This window comes from Bradyrhizobium sp. U531, assembly GCF_051710265.1.
GTDB lineage: Bacteria > Pseudomonadota > Alphaproteobacteria > Rhizobiales > Xanthobacteraceae > Bradyrhizobium.
In genome coordinates this window covers 127,240-143,660 of sequence record NZ_JASVEN010000006.1, presented here as the reverse complement: position 1 = coordinate 143,660, position 16,421 = coordinate 127,240, and the positions used below count along the sequence as shown (strand labels likewise).

16 protein-coding genes are annotated in these 16,421 nt (G+C 64.6%); 8 read left to right on the top strand and 8 right to left on the bottom strand.

Annotated features, from left to right (window positions below; translation table 11 throughout):
• Positions 1-132: 132 nt before the first annotated feature.
• On the bottom strand, positions 133-399 hold the full coding sequence (locus QRQ56_RS25715) for a hypothetical protein (RefSeq protein WP_438743917.1): 267 nt from the start codon (positions 397-399) through the stop codon (positions 133-135).
• A 50-nt stretch (positions 400-449) separates the two neighbouring features.
• Between QRQ56_RS25715 and QRQ56_RS25710 the strand changes: the two genes are divergently transcribed.
• The gene (locus tag QRQ56_RS25710; protein WP_438744273.1) at positions 450-1,070 is read left to right on the top strand and encodes a TetR/AcrR family transcriptional regulator; all 621 of its coding nucleotides are present in this window, start codon (positions 450-452) and stop codon (positions 1,068-1,070) included.
• A 15-nt stretch (positions 1,071-1,085) separates the two neighbouring features.
• On the opposite strand, the gene QRQ56_RS25705 is transcribed toward QRQ56_RS25710, so the two are convergent.
• From QRQ56_RS25705 to QRQ56_RS25695, 3 genes are all read right to left on the bottom strand, one after another.
• Positions 1,086-2,393 (bottom strand): GGDEF domain-containing protein, encoded by a 1,308-nt coding sequence (locus QRQ56_RS25705; protein ID WP_438743915.1) that lies wholly within the window; start codon positions 2,391-2,393, stop codon positions 1,086-1,088.
• A gap of 223 nt (positions 2,394-2,616) precedes the next feature.
• Positions 2,617-3,921: a nicotinate phosphoribosyltransferase gene (gene pncB / locus QRQ56_RS25700; protein WP_438743913.1), complete on the bottom strand. Its 1,305-nt coding sequence runs from the start codon at positions 3,919-3,921 to the stop codon at positions 2,617-2,619.
• Positions 3,922-4,008: 87 nt separating this feature from the next.
• On the bottom strand, positions 4,009-4,932 hold the full coding sequence (locus tag QRQ56_RS25695) for a LysR family transcriptional regulator (protein ID WP_438743912.1): 924 nt from the start codon (positions 4,930-4,932) through the stop codon (positions 4,009-4,011).
• A 97-nt stretch (positions 4,933-5,029) separates the two neighbouring features.
• Here QRQ56_RS25695 and pcaH point away from each other — a divergent pair, with 97 nt between their 5' ends.
• Both pcaH and pcaG read left to right on the top strand, forming a co-directional pair.
• Positions 5,030-5,818 carry a protocatechuate 3,4-dioxygenase subunit beta gene (pcaH, locus tag QRQ56_RS25690; RefSeq protein ID WP_438743910.1) on the top strand — a complete coding sequence of 263 codons (789 nt, stop codon included), beginning with the start codon at positions 5,030-5,032 and terminating at the stop codon, positions 5,816-5,818.
• A 3-nt stretch (positions 5,819-5,821) separates the two neighbouring features.
• A complete protein-coding gene (pcaG, locus tag QRQ56_RS25685) occupies positions 5,822-6,448 on the top strand; it encodes a protocatechuate 3,4-dioxygenase subunit alpha (RefSeq protein WP_438743909.1) in 627 nt (208 codons plus the stop codon).
• Between the two features lie 5 nt (positions 6,449-6,453).
• Here the strand turns inward: pcaG and QRQ56_RS25680 are convergent, their stop codons facing one another.
• Complete coding sequence (locus QRQ56_RS25680; RefSeq protein WP_438743908.1) at positions 6,454-7,353, bottom strand: helix-turn-helix domain-containing protein; 900 nt, start codon at positions 7,351-7,353, stop codon at positions 6,454-6,456.
• A 50-nt stretch (positions 7,354-7,403) separates the two neighbouring features.
• Between QRQ56_RS25680 and pobA the strand changes: the two genes are divergently transcribed.
• Entirely contained in the window at positions 7,404-8,576 is a 1,173-nt protein-coding gene (gene pobA / locus QRQ56_RS25675) for a 4-hydroxybenzoate 3-monooxygenase (RefSeq protein WP_438743907.1), read from the top strand.
• Between the two features lie 204 nt (positions 8,577-8,780).
• Here the strand turns inward: pobA and QRQ56_RS25670 are convergent, their stop codons facing one another.
• The 3 genes from QRQ56_RS25670 to QRQ56_RS25660 all read right to left on the bottom strand — a co-directional run bounded on the left by QRQ56_RS25670 (position 8,781) and on the right by QRQ56_RS25660 (position 12,913).
• Entirely contained in the window at positions 8,781-10,928 is a 2,148-nt protein-coding gene (locus QRQ56_RS25670; protein WP_438743906.1) for a CHASE2 domain-containing protein, read from the bottom strand.
• 20 nt (positions 10,929-10,948) lie between these two features.
• The gene (locus QRQ56_RS25665) at positions 10,949-11,617 is read right to left on the bottom strand and encodes a hypothetical protein (protein WP_438743904.1); all 669 of its coding nucleotides are present in this window, start codon (positions 11,615-11,617) and stop codon (positions 10,949-10,951) included.
• Positions 11,618-11,782: 165 nt separating this feature from the next.
• Positions 11,783-12,913, bottom strand: coding sequence for an HD domain-containing phosphohydrolase (locus QRQ56_RS25660; RefSeq protein WP_438743903.1), 1,131 nt, complete (start codon positions 12,911-12,913; stop codon positions 11,783-11,785).
• 259 nt (positions 12,914-13,172) lie between these two features.
• On the opposite strand from QRQ56_RS25660, the gene QRQ56_RS25655 reads away from it, so the two are divergent.
• The 4 genes from QRQ56_RS25655 to QRQ56_RS25640 are packed head-to-tail and all read left to right on the top strand — an operon-like array spanning position 13,173 to position 16,403.
• Entirely contained in the window at positions 13,173-13,496 is a 324-nt protein-coding gene (locus tag QRQ56_RS25655) for an STAS domain-containing protein (RefSeq protein WP_438743902.1), read from the top strand.
• On the top strand, positions 13,496-13,861 hold the full coding sequence (locus QRQ56_RS25650; protein WP_018317043.1) for a response regulator: 366 nt from the start codon (positions 13,496-13,498) through the stop codon (positions 13,859-13,861). The genes QRQ56_RS25655 and QRQ56_RS25650 overlap by 1 nt, the downstream gene beginning before the upstream one ends.
• Complete coding sequence (locus tag QRQ56_RS25645; RefSeq protein WP_438743901.1) at positions 13,858-15,942, top strand: chemotaxis protein CheA; 2,085 nt, start codon at positions 13,858-13,860, stop codon at positions 15,940-15,942. The genes QRQ56_RS25650 and QRQ56_RS25645 overlap by 4 nt, the downstream gene beginning before the upstream one ends.
• A complete protein-coding gene (locus tag QRQ56_RS25640) occupies positions 15,942-16,403 on the top strand; it encodes a chemotaxis protein CheW (protein WP_438743900.1) in 462 nt (153 codons plus the stop codon). The genes QRQ56_RS25645 and QRQ56_RS25640 overlap by 1 nt, the downstream gene beginning before the upstream one ends.
• The last annotated feature ends 18 nt before the right edge of the window (positions 16,404-16,421 follow it).

Here is a 16,421-nt window from a genome sequence, read left to right as displayed (position 1 = left end):
AGCGGTGAGGAAAAGCTGAACCGCGTCGTTGAAGGCCGGCGAGATCGGCGGCGGACATCGGGACATGGTGAGTCCTTCCTTGCAACCAGATCTTGCATTCGAGCCGACCCGCGTGTGCAGGTCGCGTGCGCCTCAGGTCAGATGGGCGAGGTGACGAAAGGGCGACAGGCGGCGGAGCAGGCTGAATCGGCGGCCTTCCTGACGAGCACGTGCGCGGCTCGCCCGCCACATCCGGAAGGTCGCGCGGCGTTCCGCCAGCACGCCGGCGACGTCGCAGGCATTGGCGATGCGATTGATCGGCGACATCGCGACCCGCAGCAGGGTCTGGCCCAATCCGGTCACGAGAGCGGCAGCGTCGTCGATGAAGGTGGCGGCGATATCAACAGCGAGGGTTTGCATTTTAGTCGTCTCCGGGTTAATTGAACAATGTTCACATGAGTAGCTTGAAAATGAACAATGTTCAAGAAAAATCCCCGCGGGACCAGAAAAAAAATCGGCGCCGGCTCCAGATCCTGGAGATCGCCCGTGGCATCATCGCGACTAAGGGATTGAGATCGTTGAAGGTTCGCGACGTTGCGGAGGCTGCCGGCTGTTCCGTCGGCAGCGTCTATAACGAGTTCGGGGACTTCGACGGGGTGATCCTGACCGTCAATCGGGAGACGGTTCAGGCCCTGACGGCCCGGCTTCGCGGGGTTCCGGACGAAGACCCCGTCCGCCAGCTTTACGGGCTCGCCGAGACCTATCTCGAATTCTTCGCCGAGCACGCCAATCTGCTGCGCTCGCTGTTCGAGCACCGGATGGAGGACGATCGCCCCTATCCCGACGACATCCTGCAGATGGTGATGGATGCGTTCGCGCTGATGCATCCACCCCTGGTGCGGCTGTTACCGGACGCGGACGACGTGAAGATCGCGTTGTTGTCACGCACCCTGTTTTCCGCCGTGCACGGCATCATCTCGCTCGGCCTCGAGGAGCGCATGGTCGCCGTGCCGCCGCAGATGCTGCGTCAGCAGGTCGAGCAATTCGTCGATACCCATCTCGCGGGTCTCGGGATCTTGCCTTTGCGGTGAAGGGAGCGAGTGGCGTCAGGCCCGTGCAGCTTCGCGGGGACGGGCTGCAACGACGACGAGATCCAGTCGCCCGCCGTCGACCTGAACACGGTTGCGTCCCTTCTCCTTGGCGCGATAGCAGGCGGCGTCGGCGCGTCGCATCGCGTCTTCGAGCGTGGTGTCGCGGTCGGTGATGCAGGTGACGCCAATGCTGGCGGTCACCGCAAAGCAGCGATCGTCCCAGGCGAAGTCGGACATCTCCAGTGAACGCCGCAGCCGTTCGGCGATATCGACCGCACTCGCGGGCGAACATCGCGGCAGGATGAGGCCGAATTCGTCGCCGCCCAGGCGCGCGACCAGGTCGATCGGGCGCCGGTCCTGTTGCAGGAGACGCGAGACGTGGCAGAGCAGGCGATCGCCGGCAAGGTGCCCGCACGTGTCGTTGACGTTCTTGAACTGGTCGAGATCGAGCAGGATCAGGCCCAGCGAACCCGCAGCGACAACGTCTAGTTCGCCCTGCAGGCGCGCCTCGAAGGCACGGCGGTTGGACAGGCCGGTCAGCCAATCGTGCGATGCCTGGAAGGCCAGACGTTCCTTCTCGGCGTGCAACGCATCTTCGAAGGCCTGTCGCTGCAGCACCAATCGTCTGGTGTGCCAGATCAGGAGCAGGATGAGCGTGAAGGCGGTGACGAGGTTGATGCCGGTCAGCGTCAGCTTGATGGCGCGGGAGCCTTCGCCGAGCACGGTCGAGAACCGATTGGCATGCACCGTGAACTGGGTGTTGAGCTCAGAGAGCCGGGACGACAGGACTTGCAGGCGGCTTGCGTCCTGAACAGGGCCGTTCTCCCACTCGGACCGGATGACCTCGCCGAAGATGCTCAGCTCCAGCAGCATCGGATCGGTGGCGGCCCACTCGCGGATCGCTTCCTGCAGGAAGCTGACGCGGTTGAAATAGCGAAACAGCCAGATCAATCCCGGGACGTCGTCGGGATGATTGCCGCCTTGCAGGAAGCCGATGCGAGCCGCCTCGACGTCGACCGGATCGCGCTCGAGCGCCCAGCGCGCGAACTCGTCGCCGATGGGGACGGCGAGCGAGGCCTGGTACTGCGCGAACTGGCTGGGGTTGCCCGAATGCAGATAGAGATTGAGGGAATAGACGGCGTTCTTCTGCGAACGCGACCACAAGGCTTCACCCGCGACATAGGCGCGAACCGAAGACATCACCTCGAGACTGAATCCCGCGATTGCCGCCTGGAGCACGACCACCATCACGAAAGGCGAGACGAGCTTGATGACGTGAAGGAAGCTATGCCCCTTCACCGACGTCGCTTTTCTGCGAAACACCCTGGTTCCCCAAATCGCGCAATGCCCCCAGGCGGAGCGCTGCGACTGCAACGCGAACTGGGTGTCATGGTTGCCCAACTCGGACCGAAAAGCGCGTGGGACCGGATTGCAGGGTGAAAGCGTGGTGAAGCGAATGCGCGTAAATTATTTCAAATGCCGCAAAATCTGGCGACCAACGCGCGCCAGATTGACGGTGGCTTGACGAAGAGCGTTGCGTTCCGGGTTAGACCAGCACCGGCTTGCGCACGCGGCCGGCGTCGCCGAACACGCGCAAATATCGCTCGATCTCCGAGGGCATGCCGGTTGCCTTCTCCGGATTGTCGGAGAGCTTGACGGCGGGATGGCCGTCGACTGACGACACCTTGCAGACCAGCGAAATCGGGTCGAGGTTGAACGAGCCGTCCGGCGTGCAGCCGACGAAGTCGTTGGTGAGGTTGGTGCCCCAGCCGAACGAGAGCCGCACGCGGCCGGCAAAGTGATGATAGGTCTCCTCGATCGAGCCGACATCCATCGCGTCGGAAAAGACGAGCAGCTTATCCCGGGGGTTGCGCCCCTTCTTCTCCCACCAGGCGATGATCTCCTCGCCGGCCTGGATCGGCGGCGCGCTGTCGGGCCGGAAGCCGGTCCAGTCGGCGACCCAATCCGGCGCATCGCGCAGGAAGGCCTTGGTGCCGAAGGCATCGGGCAGCGCGATCAACAAGTTGCCGCCATAGGTCTGGCGCCACTGGTCGAGGATACGATAGGGCGCCCAGCGCAATTCCTCGTCGTCCTTGGCGAGGGCGGCCGCGACCATTGGCAGCTCATGCGCATTGGTGCCGATGGCTTCGAGATCATTGTCCATCGCCAGCAGCACGTTGGACGTGCCGATGAAGGACGAGCCGAGGCCTTCCTTGACGGCCTCCACGCACCAGCGCTGCCAGAGGAAGCCGTGACGGCGGCGTGTGCCGAAGTCGGACAGGCGCAAATTCTCCAGCTCGCGCAGCCGCTCCACCTTGCTCCAGAGCTTGGCCTTGGCGCGGGCATAGAGCACGTCGAGCTCGAAGCGGCCGCGGCCCTTGATGGCCGAACGGGAGCGCAGCTCGTTGAGGATCGCGAGTGCAGGGATCTCCCACATCGTGGTGTGGGTCCACGGCCCGTGGAAATGCAGCTCGTACTGGCCCTCGACCTTGCGCAGCTCATACTCGGGAAGGCGGAATTCGGCCAGCCAGCGGATGAAGTCCGCCGAGAACATGTGGGTCTTGCCGTAGAAGGTGTTACCGGCGAGCCAGATCAGCTCCTTCTTGCTGAAGCGGATGGTGCGGGCATGGTCGAGCTGAGCGCGCAGCTCGCCTTCGTCGATGATCTCGGCAAGCCGGACATGGCGCGACCGGTTGATGACCGAGAAGGTCACCTGCTGATCCGGGTAGTCTTCCCGAATCATTTGCAACATCAATAACTTGTAGAAGTCGGTATCCAGCAGGCTGCGGATGATGGGGTCCAGCCGCCAGCTGTGATTGTAGGTCCGGCTCGCAATATCGGTCACTGTCATGGGGGAATTCTAGCGTGGCGGCCCGCGCGCAACCAGTGGGTTTGGCGGGAGCAGGTCTTCCGAAAGACGTATTGGTTATCACGTTGGTTATCGCGCCTTGGCGGCCGTCGCGGCGATCGTCTCGAGCTGGCTCCTGACCCAGCGATGGGCCGGGTCCTTCTGGTAGCGCTGGTGCCAGACCATGAACATCGGCAGCTCGGCCAGCGTTCTGGTGCGGGACGCCAGCGGAATCCGCGTTTGCGCGAAACCATGCATCACGCCGGATGCGAGCAGGCTCGGCATGCTCGCCAGCATCTGCGAGCCGCGCAGGAAAGACGGCACGCCAGAAAAGCTCGGCACGGAGATCGCGATGTCGCGGTGGAATCCGTTCGCCGCCAGCCGGCGGTCGAAGTCGAGCCGCTCATTGTCGGTGTAGACCACCGTGACGTGGCGCGCCGCGAGGTAGGCGGCGCGACCGGCCGGCGCGGTCCGCGCCTTGGCATCGAAGTAGCAGACGTAATGATCGCTCAGCAGCCGCTTCTGCACGATGTCGATGCCCGAGGGCGGCAGCGGCGTGATCAGCAGGTCGCAGCGGTTTTCGCGCAGCATCGCAGGCGAGGGGGACTGCGAGGGGATCACGCGCAGGTTCAGGCTCTTCACCTGGCCGGCGACATGGTCGAAGAATCGCGGCAGCAGCAGGTCGCGCTGGAAGTCGTTGGCGGCGATCGTCAGCGAAAGCTGCGCGCGGGGCGGCTCGAAGCTGACGCCGCCGGCGAAGCTCCGCATCTCGTCGATCAGCGAGCGTGCTTTCTCGGCCAATGCCTGGGCGTGGGCAGTGGCGACGATGCCGCGGCCGGATTTCGCGAACAGCGGATCGCCCGCGATCCGCCGCAGCTTGTTCAGGGCGTGACTGACGGCGGATTGCGTCAGGCCGAGCCGCGTCGCCGCCGCGGTGACCGATCCCTCCTCGAGCACCGCGAGGAACAGTTCGAGGACGTGGCCGTCGAGCGCCAAATGATCGATTTCTTTCATGCAATATATTATAATCGATCTATTTATCCGGGGAATAGTCCGCCCCATGATCTCCCGATAAGCCGCGTCCGGACCGGGCGCCCCAGGGAGAGACACGATGAATGCCCAGGCGCCAGCCTTGCGGGACCCCCGCCTCAACCGTCCCGAGCCCCTGACGTCGCCCCTTGGAGACGGCGGTTTCTTCCAGCGTGATCGCTCCATCCATCCGCCGGCGCATGCGCCCGGCTACAAATCCTCGGTGCTGCGCTCGCCGCGGCAGGCGCTGCTGTCGCTGGAGAACTCGATTTCGGAGATCACAGGGCCGGTGTTCGGCCACAACGATCTCGGTCCGCTCGACAACGATCTGATCCGCAACTACGCCAAGGACGGCGATCCCGTCGGCGAGCGCATCGTCGTGCACGGCCGCGTGGTCGACGAGACCGGCCGCGGCGTGCCCAGCACGCTGGTCGAGTTCTGGCAGGCCAATGCCGGCGGCCGCTACCGGCACAAGAAGGACACGTATCTGGCGCCGATCGATCCGAATTTCGGCGGCTGCGGTCGCGCGCTGACGGACGACACCGGCTACTATTATTTCCGCACCGTGAAGCCGGGGCCCTATCCCTGGCGCAACTACGTCAACTCCTGGCGTCCCGCCCACATCCATTTCTCCGTGTTCGGCTCGGGCTTTGCGCAGCGGCTGATCACGCAGATGTATTTCGAGGGCGATCCGCTGATCCCGATCTGTCCGATCCTGACGACGATCCCGGACAAGGATGCGCTCGATCGGCTCATAGCGCCGCTCGATCTCAACGCCTCGGCGCCGTTCGACTCGCTCGCCTACCGCTTCGACATCGTTCTGCGCGGTCAGCGCTCCACCTATTTTGAAAATCGTACCGCGGGGAACTGAGCCATGCCGCAGCCGCTCAACTATCTCAAGGAAACCGCTTCGCAGACGGCCGGACCCTATGTCCACATCGGACTGATCCCGGCGATGGCAGGCTTCGACATCTTCGAGAAAAACTTCTCCAACGTCCTGACGACCCCAACCACCGAAGGCGAGCGCATCACGCTGGAGGGGCGGGTGCTCGACGGCACCGGCACGCCTTTGCGCGACGTGCTGCTGGAAATCTGGCAGGCCAATGCGAGCGGCCGTTATAACCATCCGGCGGATCGTTCGGCCGGCACGCTGAGTGAGGAGTTTCGCGGCTGGGGTCGCGCCGGCTCCGATTTCGATAGCGGTCTCGTGACCTTCGAGACTATCAAGCCGGGCGCGATCACCGACAAGGCGGGACGCAAATGCGCGCCGCACGTCAATGTCTGGATCGTCGCACGCGGCATCAATATCGGCCTCAACACCCGGTTCTATTTCTCGGACGAGGAAGCCGCCAACGCCGCCGACCCCGTGCTCAATTTGATCGAGCAGCCGTCCCGGCGCGGGACGCTGATCGCAAAGCGCACCCAGCGCGGCGGCAAGATCGTGTATTCCTTCACGATCAATCTGCAGGGGCCCGAGGAGACGGTGTTCTTCGACGTGTGAGGCCTTCAGGTCTCTTCGCCATGGAGCTGCGCGCGGAAGGCGCGCGGTGATATCCCGGTGGCTGCGGCATAGACCCTGCTGAAATAAGCGGGGTCCTCGAAGCCGAGCGTGTAGGCGATCGTCGAGATCGGCAGGTTGGTGTAGACGAGATTGCGTCTGGCCTCGCGGATCAGCCGGTTGAGGATGAGGTGCGAGGCGGTGTCGCCGGTGGCGGCCCGGGTGATCCGGTTGAGATGTGTCGGGGTCACCGCCAGCGCCTCGGCATAGTCGGCGACGCTCCAGCGTTCCAGATGGTGCTGCTCCAGCAGCGCCTCGAAGCGGCGGAACAGACTGGATTCGACCGTGCCGTTGCCGCCGCTTTCGCTCGTGAGCGCGCGGGCCACCAGCCCGATCATGGCGGACGACAGGGCGCGCAGCACATGCGCGCGGCCGAAATCGCGCGCGGCATGCTCGGCGAAGATCTGCTTCATGGTGGTGCGGATCTGCGGCGTGCCGCGGACCACGGCCGAGCGCGACAGCGCATTGCGCAGGCCCTCGGCCGCGAGCAGCGCCTCGTCCAGAATCTCCGCCGCAATGGTCAGCACCCATCCTTGCGTATCGGGCACGAAGCGGAAACCGTGGACGTGGCCGACCGGCACGTTGACGACCTGCATCGGCTTCAGCGGCACCACGCGGCCATCGAGCGTCGCCTCGCCGCCGCCGCGTTCGATCAGCAGCACCTGGTGCAGCCGGGCATGCCGGTGCACGGCAAGCGTCCAGTCGTGCAGCACCGAGCGGGACGCGATGGTCTCGCAATGCACGACGTCGGGCAAATCGCCGGACTCGCCGAACAGATTGTAGATGCGGATCGCGGGGGCTGCGCCTCTCATGTTCGAATAGTACAAGACAATGGCGAAAGCCTCCATCGGTCCGCGGCGTCAAATCTGCAAAAAAGTGCAGACGGGAGGACGCGAAAATGAAGGTTCAGGTCTGTATCATCGGCGGCGGGCCGTCTGGGCTCCTGTTGTCCCAGCTCCTGCATCTCAAGGGCATCGACACGGTCCTGCTCGAGAAATACAGCCGCGACCATGTGCTCGCCCGCATCCGCGCCGGCGTGCTCGAGCACGGCTTCGCCAAGCTGATGCGCGAGGCACAGTGCGGCGAGCGGATGGACCGCGAGGGCGAGATCCACCACGGTTTCGAGATCGCCCATGACGGCGTGCTGTCCAAGATCGACCTGCACAAGCATTCCGGCGGCAATTCGGTGCTGGTCTACGGCCAGACCGAGCTGACGCGCGATCTCTACGAGGCGCGCGATCGTCTCGGCGGCAAGGTCGTGCACAATGCGGAGGATGTGACGCCGCACGATCTGACGTCGGACCGGCCCTACGTAACCTACCGCTCGAACGGCGAGACCATCCGCGTCGATTGCGACTACGTCGTCGGCGCCGACGGTTTTCACGGCGTCAGCCGCAAGTCGATCCCGAAGGACGTACTGCGCGAATACGAAAAGGTCTATCCGTTCGGCTGGCTCGGCGTGCTGTCGCGCACCAAGCCGGTGTCGCCGGAGCTGATCTATGCGAAGCACGAGCGCGGCTTTGCGCTGTGTTCCCTGCGCTCGCAGGTGCTGAGCCGCTACTACGTCCAGGTGCCCTTGAGCGACAAGGTCGAGGACTGGTCGGACGATGCGTTCTGGGCCGAGCTGAAGCGGCGCCTGCCGGACGAGGTCGCGGGCAATTTGATCACGGGGCCGTCGATCGAGAAGAGCATCGCGCCGCTGCGCAGCTTCGTCGCCGAGCCCATGAGCTATGGCCGGCTGTTCCTCGCCGGCGATGCCGCGCACATCGTGCCGCCGACGGGCGCGCGCGGCCTGAACAGCGCAGCCTCCGACATCTACTATCTTTATCACGCCCTGCTCGCGCATTATCAGAACGGCGACGATGCCGGCCTCAAGGGCTATTCGGCCAAGGCGCTCGCCCGGATCTGGAAGGCGCAGCGTTTTTCCTGGTGGATGACGATGCTGCTGCACCGCTTCCCCGACCGGCTGGAGTACGAGGATCGGCTGCAGCAGACGGAGCTGGACTATCTGCTCTCGTCCGAGACGGCGCAGCGCCTGCTCGCGGAGAATTATGTGGGGTTGCCGTTTTAGGGGCGATTCCTCATCGCGCGCTCGGCGTTCTTCCTTCTCCCCTTGTGGGAGAAGGTGGCGCGAAGCGCCGGATGAGGGGTTCTCTCCGCACGCGCCGTAAAGGACGTGCGCGCGGAGATAACCCCTCACCCGTCTCGCCGCTATCGCGGCGAGCCACCCTCTCCCACAAGGGGCGAGGGGAGCCTGCACGCTGGGCTCGCTACACTACTTCCCTTCCAGCGTATTGACCGGCGTCCAGTCCGGCGGCGGGGGATTTGCGGCAAGCGCGTTTGCGCGCCTGGCGAACTTCGCCGACGCCGGATCGGTGTCTGTCATCTGGCCGAAGGCGTCGGCCGCCCCAGCAAAATCCCGCGCGCGCCAAAGGGCGAGCCCTTCCGCATAGGCGGCGGCTGCCTTTGCCTGCCGCTCGCTCTCCGCGCCTGTCTCCGCCAGCGGCTCGAACACCTTGATCGCCTCGCCGCGGCCGAGCACCCGGATCGCGTCGAGCTCGCGCCAGGCGAAGGTGGCGCCGGTCTGCGCCATCGTGGTTTCGGAGGCCATAATCGCTGTGCCGTAATATTTGTTGGCGCCTTCGAGCCGCGAGGCGACGTTCACGGTGTCGCTCATCACGGTGTAATTGAAACGGCGGCGCGAGCCGATATTGCCGACGACGGCTTCGCCGCTGTTCAGCCCGATGCGGTGCGACAGGCCGTGGCCGGCGAAGGCGGGATGGCCGGCATTGAGCTCCGCGAGCTTGTCGTGGCACTTCAGCGCGGCGCGAACCGCGTTGGTTGCGTGCGCGGGATCGTCGGCCGGCGCGCCGAACATGGCGACGATGGAATCGCCGATATATTTGTCGACATAGCCGCCGTGGCTTTCGATGATGTCGGTCATGGCGGACAGATATTCGTTCATCAGCGTCACCAGCTCGCCCGGCGTCATGGTCTCGGCGATCGACGAGAAGCCGCTGAGGTCGGAGAAGAACATGGTGACGTTGCGCATCTCGCCGCCGAGTGCCGGCATCTTGCCCGATGCCACCATGGAATCGACCACCTCGGGGGCGAGATAGAGGGCAAAGCTCTTGCGCAGGAAGCGCTCGTCGCGGTCGGCCAGCACGAAGCGGTAGCCGACCATCGATGCGAGAGCTGCAAGGCTCGCGAGCACAGGCTCGGTCAGCGGCAGCGCCATGGCATGGACGAAGACGGCGACGGCAATCGCCGCATAGACGGCGGTCGATGCGAGCCAGATGATCGCGGCGGTGGTCGGTGCGAAGAGGCAGGCTGCGCAGGCGATGATCGCTGCAAACGCGATGGTGAGAATGGTGCGGAGGGGAAAGCCGAGCTCGGTGACGGCGTCGTGCTCAAGCAGATTTCGGACGGCGGTCGCATGCACGAACACGCCCGCGACATCGCTACGGGCTTTCGCGATGCCCGCGGGCGCGGGCAGGGCACATCGTGCGCCTGGCGCGCCGTCATGACCGCCGGCGAGGCGCATCGAGGTGAGCTTGCGGTCCTCGAAATTCAGGACCGTGCCAAGCAGCACGACCTTGCCGTCGAAAGCGCGGCGAAAGAAATCGCGGTCACCCTTTTCGACGCAGGCGCGCAGATCGGCGAAAGAATAGGTCGGGATGTCGCGTCCCATACCCCGGAAGTTGAGCGCCACCGTATTCGGCACGGCGCTCGGGATCGCATAGCCGGACAATTCCGTCGTGCCGGAGGGCGCAATCTCGGGCTTCGCGCCGGTTGCGCGCGCGGCGAGCTCGACCGCCATCGCAGGCACCGGACGTCCCTCGATGGCAAAGCTCAGCGGCATGCGCCGGATGACGTCGTCGTGGTCGGTGTGGACATTGAGCGCCCGCACGGTGTTGCGCACGGCAACCTGCTGGGCGCGGTAGGGCACTTCCGGATGGTCGTTGCTGAGGATTTCGCCCAGCACCAGCTTGCCGCCGTCGGAGATTTGCCGCAGCGCGATCAGGTAATCCCGGTCGAATCCCTTCATGCGGCCGCCAAGGGCGGTGTCGCCAAAGGGGATTTCCGATTGCTCGATCGAGTTCTTGAAGATGACGTCAAAGCCGATCACCTTGGCGCCGCCCTCGGTGATGCTGCCGAGCACCCGGCCGATCTCGCGCGTCCAGGTTTGCGTCGGCGATCCCTGGAAAGGCGGCGTCTCGTAGGTCTCCCCGTCGATCGCCACGACCACGACCGGCGAAGTCGCGGGATCGCGGCGGTCGCCGATCAGCTTGCCGCGCAGCGCCGTGAGGATGTCGAGCGAGAGACCTTGCAGCGTCTGCAGCGGCGGCGACGTGAAGATTGCGCCCGCAACGAGCGCAATGAGAAACGCTGCAACGATATCCCGTCCCCCGATCCGCCGCATTGCCCCTTCGCCAGGTCCCCTTATTCGAGCCGCAGCAGGCGGCCGATGATCGGGGTCGGCGAGGTGGTGGCGCTGGCATCGACCTGGAAGGTGTAGCGCTTGCTGCCGATGCTCGCGAGATAGCTGCCGCCCGGGGTCAGCGACTTCCCGGTTTTGGCGAAATCGTAGAACTTGCCGCGCGTCATGACGTCGTTCTTCAGCGGGACGCTGATCGTCGGTTCCTTGCCGTCGGTGCGCTCGATCACCAGCGTGCCGCCGCTCTTGGCCTGGACGATGGGCGAGACGCCGTAGATCGTCGGCAGTTTCGAGGGAGCGCCCTTGGTGTCGGCCCGCATGGTCCGGAACGTGGTCGCCGCACTCTGGTTCGCCTCGCGCTCGGAGAGCTGCGCCGCCTTGGTGTCACAGGGCACCTTGGCGCGCTGCACGTCGCCGAGCTGAACGGTGCTCTGCTCGGCGCCGATCAATACGACGCCCTCGCTGATCGTCTCGCGCATGCAGGATTTGAGATAGCTGAGCGTGATGCTGGCCTTGGGACCTAGCTTGATGATCTTGCCCGGCGCGACGTAATCCATGAACTCGACGCCGTCGACCTTGCCTTGCACATCCTCGACGATTGCGGCCGGGGTTTCCGCCAAAGCGGGGGCCGCACTACACAACGCGCCGACGACAGCGCCGATCAGGCTTCTCATGGGTATGCTCATTCCATTCGACCGATAGTTTGCCAGCCCTTGTCCCGGACCCGTGCTTAGCAACGGATCGCCCAGGCAAGTGTGACCGGAATCACTCTTTGATTGGTGCACCTTATCAGGAACAGGTTCAAATCGGCCATGGAAGTGGCCGGCCTTTGCCGGGGGTCAGCCCGCCGGCGCGATCTCCGGCAGGCGGCCGTGCAAGGGTTGGCCTGCTTCTGGTCCGGGCGAAAGTGTGGTGCGGGCGGTCTGAAATGGCGTGGTCTGCTGACCGCCGGCGATCTCGATCACCTCGACCCAGCGCGACAGGAAGGCCTCGACGCAGTCCGGATCGAACTGCCGCCCCTTGTTCTCCTCCAGATAATGACGTGCCACCTCGAGCGGCATCGGCTCCTTGTAAGGACGCCGCGTCGTCAGGGCGTCGAACACGTCGGCGACCGCAACCACGCGCGCCGCGACCGGGATTTCATCTGCGCTCAGTCCATTCGGATAGCCCGCGCCGTCCCAGCGCTCGTGATGGCCCGCGGCAATCTGCGCGCCCAGCCGGATCAGCTCGCAGCTGGAGTCGGCCAGGATGCGCTCGCCGATCTTCGCATGCGTCCGGATCACCGCCATCTCCTCGTCGGTGAGCTTGCCGGGCTTGAGCAGGATCTTGTCGGGAATGGCGACCTTGCCGACGTCGTGCAGGGGCGCGGCGAGATAGATGTCGCGGCAGAGCCGGGCCGGCAGGCCGAGCTGCTCGGCGATGATCCGGCTGTACCGGGCGACCCGCAGCGTGTGCTCGCCGGTGTCGTTGTCGCGGAATTCGACCGCGAGCGCCAGCCGCAGGATGATCTCTTCTTCCCGCTCGCCGAGCTTTCGTGTCGCCGCTTCGACTTCGCTCGCCAGATGTGCTGCACGGTCGTTGAGCTTGCGCACGGCTGCACCAAGCTGAATCAAGTTCCTCAGGCGCACCGTCATCTCGACGCTTTGCGGCTGCTTCGGCAGGAAATCGGTTGCACCGGCCTGCAGCGCTTCCATCTTCACGTCGTCGGTCTGCCGCGAGGTGATCATCGCAATCGGGATGTCGGCGCAGCCTGACACGTTGCGCAAGGCGCGGATGAAGCTGATGCCATCCATATGCGGCATCTCGTAGTCGACCAGCACGAGGTCGAAGGCGCGTTCCCGCGCACAAGCCAGCGCCTCCACGGGATCGAGGAACGTGGTGGCTTCGACCAGACCTTCGGCTTCGATGTGGCGTTTCAGGAAGTTGAGGACGGAGCGGCTGTCGTCAACCAGGAGCGCTTGGGTCAGCATGAGTGGCCGGGCTCTCTTCGCTGGCAAAGGCGGGAATTCATGCATACGCGTGCCGATTTAACGCGAAGCAAATGAGCAACCCGTGGCGCATCACTCGCCGCGGCGTGCACGTAGTTCCACGGAGCTGTGCACGCTTGCATGCACTTGCGCGAATTCCGAGAGAATGTGACCCGTAGTTGTACGGACCATCGCGTTAGGAGTTTGCTCACTGGATTCGCGTCAAACGTGTAAGTGGAATTTAGCAATGGCGGGGGCAGCGATGGCGCTCAATCCGATCGAGCCGAAATGGTCGCTGCGGTTACCCGCTGACTGCAGCATCGCGGCAATCCGGAGCGTCTACGACCTCATTCGTGAGGCATTTGGCCGCCAGGAGCGGCTCGAGATCGATTGCTCGAGCGTCGACAAGGCCGACGTGACTTCGATTCAGCTTCTGCTGTCGACCGCGAAAACGGGAGAGGCGCAGGGTCGCCCCGTCGTGCTGACGTCCTTCTCCCAGTCTCTCCGCAACACGCTTCGCCGTGCCGGCTTCGCCAGCGAGGCGATGATCGATCAGCATTTCCCGCAAAAGAAAGATGGCACCTAATGGCCACGATTCTAACCGTCGACGACTCTCCCAGCATCCGTCAAATGATCAAGGTCGTGCTCGAGCCGGCCGGTCACAGCGTGATCGAAGCCGGTGACGGTGCGCAAGGGCTCGCCAAGGCGCAGGCCGGCAAGCTCGACCTCGTGATCACCGACCTCAACATGCCCGTCATGAACGGGCTCGAGCTGATCCGTGCGCTGCGCAAGCTGCCGAGCGCGGTCGGCATGCCCATCGTGTTCCTGACCACCGAATCCAACGACACGGTGAAGCAGGAAGCCAAGAGCGCCGGCGCCACCGGTTGGATCACCAAGCCCTTCAAGCCCGAGCAACTGCTCGCCGTCGTCGGCAAGCTGGTGCGTGCATGAGCGCGATGGATCCGACCGAGATCTTTCGGCAGGAAGCCAGTGAACTTTTCGAGGTTCTCGAAGGCGCCTTGCTCGATCTCGGCCTGCGTCCTGACGACCGCGAGCTGGTCGATTCCGCCTTCCGCGCCCTGCACACGATCAAGGGTTCGGGCGCCATGTTCGGCTTCGACAAGGTCGCCTCCTTCACCCACGAATTCGAGACCGCGTTCGATCGCGTCCGCAAGGGCGAGATCAAGCCGACCCAGGAACTGATCTCCGTCGCGCTTGCCGCCAAGGATTACATCCGCGCGCTGATCGAGGATCCGCAGTCGACCGACGACGTCATCGGCGAAGCCATTCTCGACGACCTCAAGCGCTTCGTGTTCCCCGATCAGGCAGCCGCGCCGGTCGCCGAGGTTGCGGTCGCGCCGCTGGCGCCCGCCGAGAGCAAGCAGGCCGGCTGGCATCTATATCTGGAATTCGAATCCCACATCCTGCGCAACGGGTCGAACCCGCTCGATCTGCTGGAAGACCTCTGCAAGCTCGGCCCGTGCTTCGTCGTGCCCGTCACCGACGGCATCCCGTTCCTCGACGAGATGGAGCCGGAAGACTGCTATCTGAAGTGGGACGTCAAGCTGCACGCGGCCTGCGACAAGGACGCGATCGACGACGTCTTCATGTTCGTCTCGGACGAGATGAAGCTGACCCTTTCGCCGCTGGAGCAGATCGAAGCACCGGCGCCAATGCCCCTGTTCAATCTTCTCGACGACGAGCCGGCCGTGGTGGCCGAGATCGCCGCGCCGGCGGCCGAGGCCGTTGTCGCGCCCGTTGTCGAGGTTGCTGCCGCGCCGGTCGTCGCGCAGCCTGCCGTCAAGGCGGAGCCCAAATCCGAACCGAAGTCTGAAGCCAAGCGCGACGATCGCGGCATCGCCACCGTCCGCGTTCAGGCCGAGCGTCTCGACGAGCTGATGGACCGTGTCGGCGAGCTCGTGATCGCGCAGGCGCGCCTGACCCAGCTCGCTTCATCCGGCTCCGACCTCTCGATCAAGATGATCGCCGAGGAAATCGAACGCCTCGCGTCCTCCTTGCGTGACACCACGATGGGCGCGCGCATGGTGCCGATCGGTTCGCTGTTCGGCCGCTTCCGCCGCCTCGTGCACGATCTGTCGCGCGATCTGTCGAAGCCGGTCGAATTCGTCACGACGGGCGAGGACACCGAGCTCGACAAGACCATGATCGAATGCCTCGCCGATCCCCTGGTGCATCTGATCCGCAACGCCATCGACCACGGCATCGAGGACACCGCGACCCGTGCCGCCAATGGCAAGACCGAACAGGGCCGCATCGAGCTTGCGGCCGTGCACTCCGGCGCGCAGGTGCTGGTCACCGTCAAGGACAATGGGGGCGGCCTCAACACCGCGCGCATCCGTGCGAAGGCCGAAGAGCAGGGCCTGATCGCGGCAGGCGCGGTCCTGACGGATCACGAAATTCACCAATTCCTGTTCCACCCGGGCTTCTCGACCGCGCAGACCATTTCGGCGCTGTCCGGCCGCGGCGTCGGCATGGATGTGGTCAAGCGCACCATCGAGAACATGCGCGGCACGATCGACCTGTCGACCCGGCCGGGCCAGGGCACCACCGTGACGCTGCGCCTGCCGCTCACGCTGGCGATCATCGAAGGCCTCCTGATCCGCGTCGGCGAAGGCCGCTACATCATTCCGCTGTCGGCAGTCGAGGAATGCATCGAGCTGACGGCCGAGGACGAGCGCTCCCGCGGTCGCAACTTCCTCAACGTGCGCGGCAACCTCGTGCCCTTCCTCCGGCTGCGCGAGCTCATGACCGCGTCCGGAACGCCTGACCGGCATCAGAAGACGATCATCATCTCGACCGGCGAGACTCACGTCGGCCTCGTCGCCGACCAGATCATCGGCAACCACCAGACCGTGATCAAGTCGCTCTCCAAGCTGCACTCCGACGTCACGATCTTCTCGGGCGCGACGATCCTGGGTGACGGCACGGCAGCGCTGATCCTCGACGTCGCGCAGCTCGTCGCATTGGCGCAGTCGAAGGTCGAGAAGCAGCACATCAGCGAGGCGGCGTGATGAACGAGGGCTTGAATGCCGAGCATCAGGCGGGGGCGATGCAGGTCGTGATGATCGGCCTCGGCGAAGAAAAATTCGCGCTCGATGCCGGCCTCGTACGCGAGATCATCGATCCCGTTCCCGTGACCAAGGTCGCGGGGGCGCGCGCCTTCGTTCCCAGCGTCATCAACGTGCGCGGTAACGTCATTCCGCTCGCGGACCTGCGCATCCGCTTCGGCATGCCGCAGCTCGCCAACTCCGCCGACACGCGCATCGTCGTCATCGAGCTCGAGCTCGACGGCGAGCCGGTTCTGGTCGGCGTCACCGCCGACAAGGTCTACGAGGTCACCGAGATCTCGCAGACCGACGTGCAGCAGACGCCGCGCGTCGGCATGCACTGGAAGCCGGAGTTCATTCGCTTCATTGCCAAATGGCGTGAAGAGTTCGTCATCGTTCCCAACATGGAACGCATCCTGAATTGAAGCTGAGGTCTCGGGGCG

Excerpts from the sequence above, each read along its gene's own strand:
- QRQ56_RS25715 (WP_438743917.1), bottom strand. The coding sequence starts at position 399 with ATGCAAACCCTCGCTGTTGATATCGCCGCCACCTTCATCGACGACGCT.
- QRQ56_RS25710 (WP_438744273.1), top strand. The coding sequence starts at position 450 with ATGAACAATGTTCAAGAAAAATCCCCGCGGGACCAGAAAAAAAATCGG.
- pncB (WP_438743913.1), bottom strand. The coding sequence starts at position 3,921 with ATGACAGTGACCGATATTGCGAGCCGGACCTACAATCACAGCTGGCGG.
- QRQ56_RS25695 (WP_438743912.1), bottom strand. The coding sequence starts at position 4,932 with ATGAAAGAAATCGATCATTTGGCGCTCGACGGCCACGTCCTCGAACTG.
- pcaH (WP_438743910.1), top strand. The coding sequence starts at position 5,030 with ATGAATGCCCAGGCGCCAGCCTTGCGGGACCCCCGCCTCAACCGTCCC.
- pcaG (WP_438743909.1), top strand. The coding sequence starts at position 5,822 with ATGCCGCAGCCGCTCAACTATCTCAAGGAAACCGCTTCGCAGACGGCC.
- QRQ56_RS25680 (WP_438743908.1), bottom strand. The coding sequence starts at position 7,353 with ATGGAGGCTTTCGCCATTGTCTTGTACTATTCGAACATGAGAGGCGCA.
- pobA (WP_438743907.1), top strand. The coding sequence starts at position 7,404 with ATGAAGGTTCAGGTCTGTATCATCGGCGGCGGGCCGTCTGGGCTCCTG.
- QRQ56_RS25670 (WP_438743906.1), bottom strand. The coding sequence starts at position 10,928 with ATGCGGCGGATCGGGGGACGGGATATCGTTGCAGCGTTTCTCATTGCG.
- QRQ56_RS25665 (WP_438743904.1), bottom strand. The coding sequence starts at position 11,617 with ATGAGAAGCCTGATCGGCGCTGTCGTCGGCGCGTTGTGTAGTGCGGCC.
- QRQ56_RS25660 (WP_438743903.1), bottom strand. The coding sequence starts at position 12,913 with ATGCTGACCCAAGCGCTCCTGGTTGACGACAGCCGCTCCGTCCTCAAC.
- QRQ56_RS25655 (WP_438743902.1), top strand. The coding sequence starts at position 13,173 with ATGGCGCTCAATCCGATCGAGCCGAAATGGTCGCTGCGGTTACCCGCT.
- QRQ56_RS25650 (WP_018317043.1), top strand. The coding sequence starts at position 13,496 with ATGGCCACGATTCTAACCGTCGACGACTCTCCCAGCATCCGTCAAATG.
- QRQ56_RS25645 (WP_438743901.1), top strand. The coding sequence starts at position 13,858 with ATGAGCGCGATGGATCCGACCGAGATCTTTCGGCAGGAAGCCAGTGAA.
- QRQ56_RS25640 (WP_438743900.1), top strand. The coding sequence starts at position 15,942 with ATGAACGAGGGCTTGAATGCCGAGCATCAGGCGGGGGCGATGCAGGTC.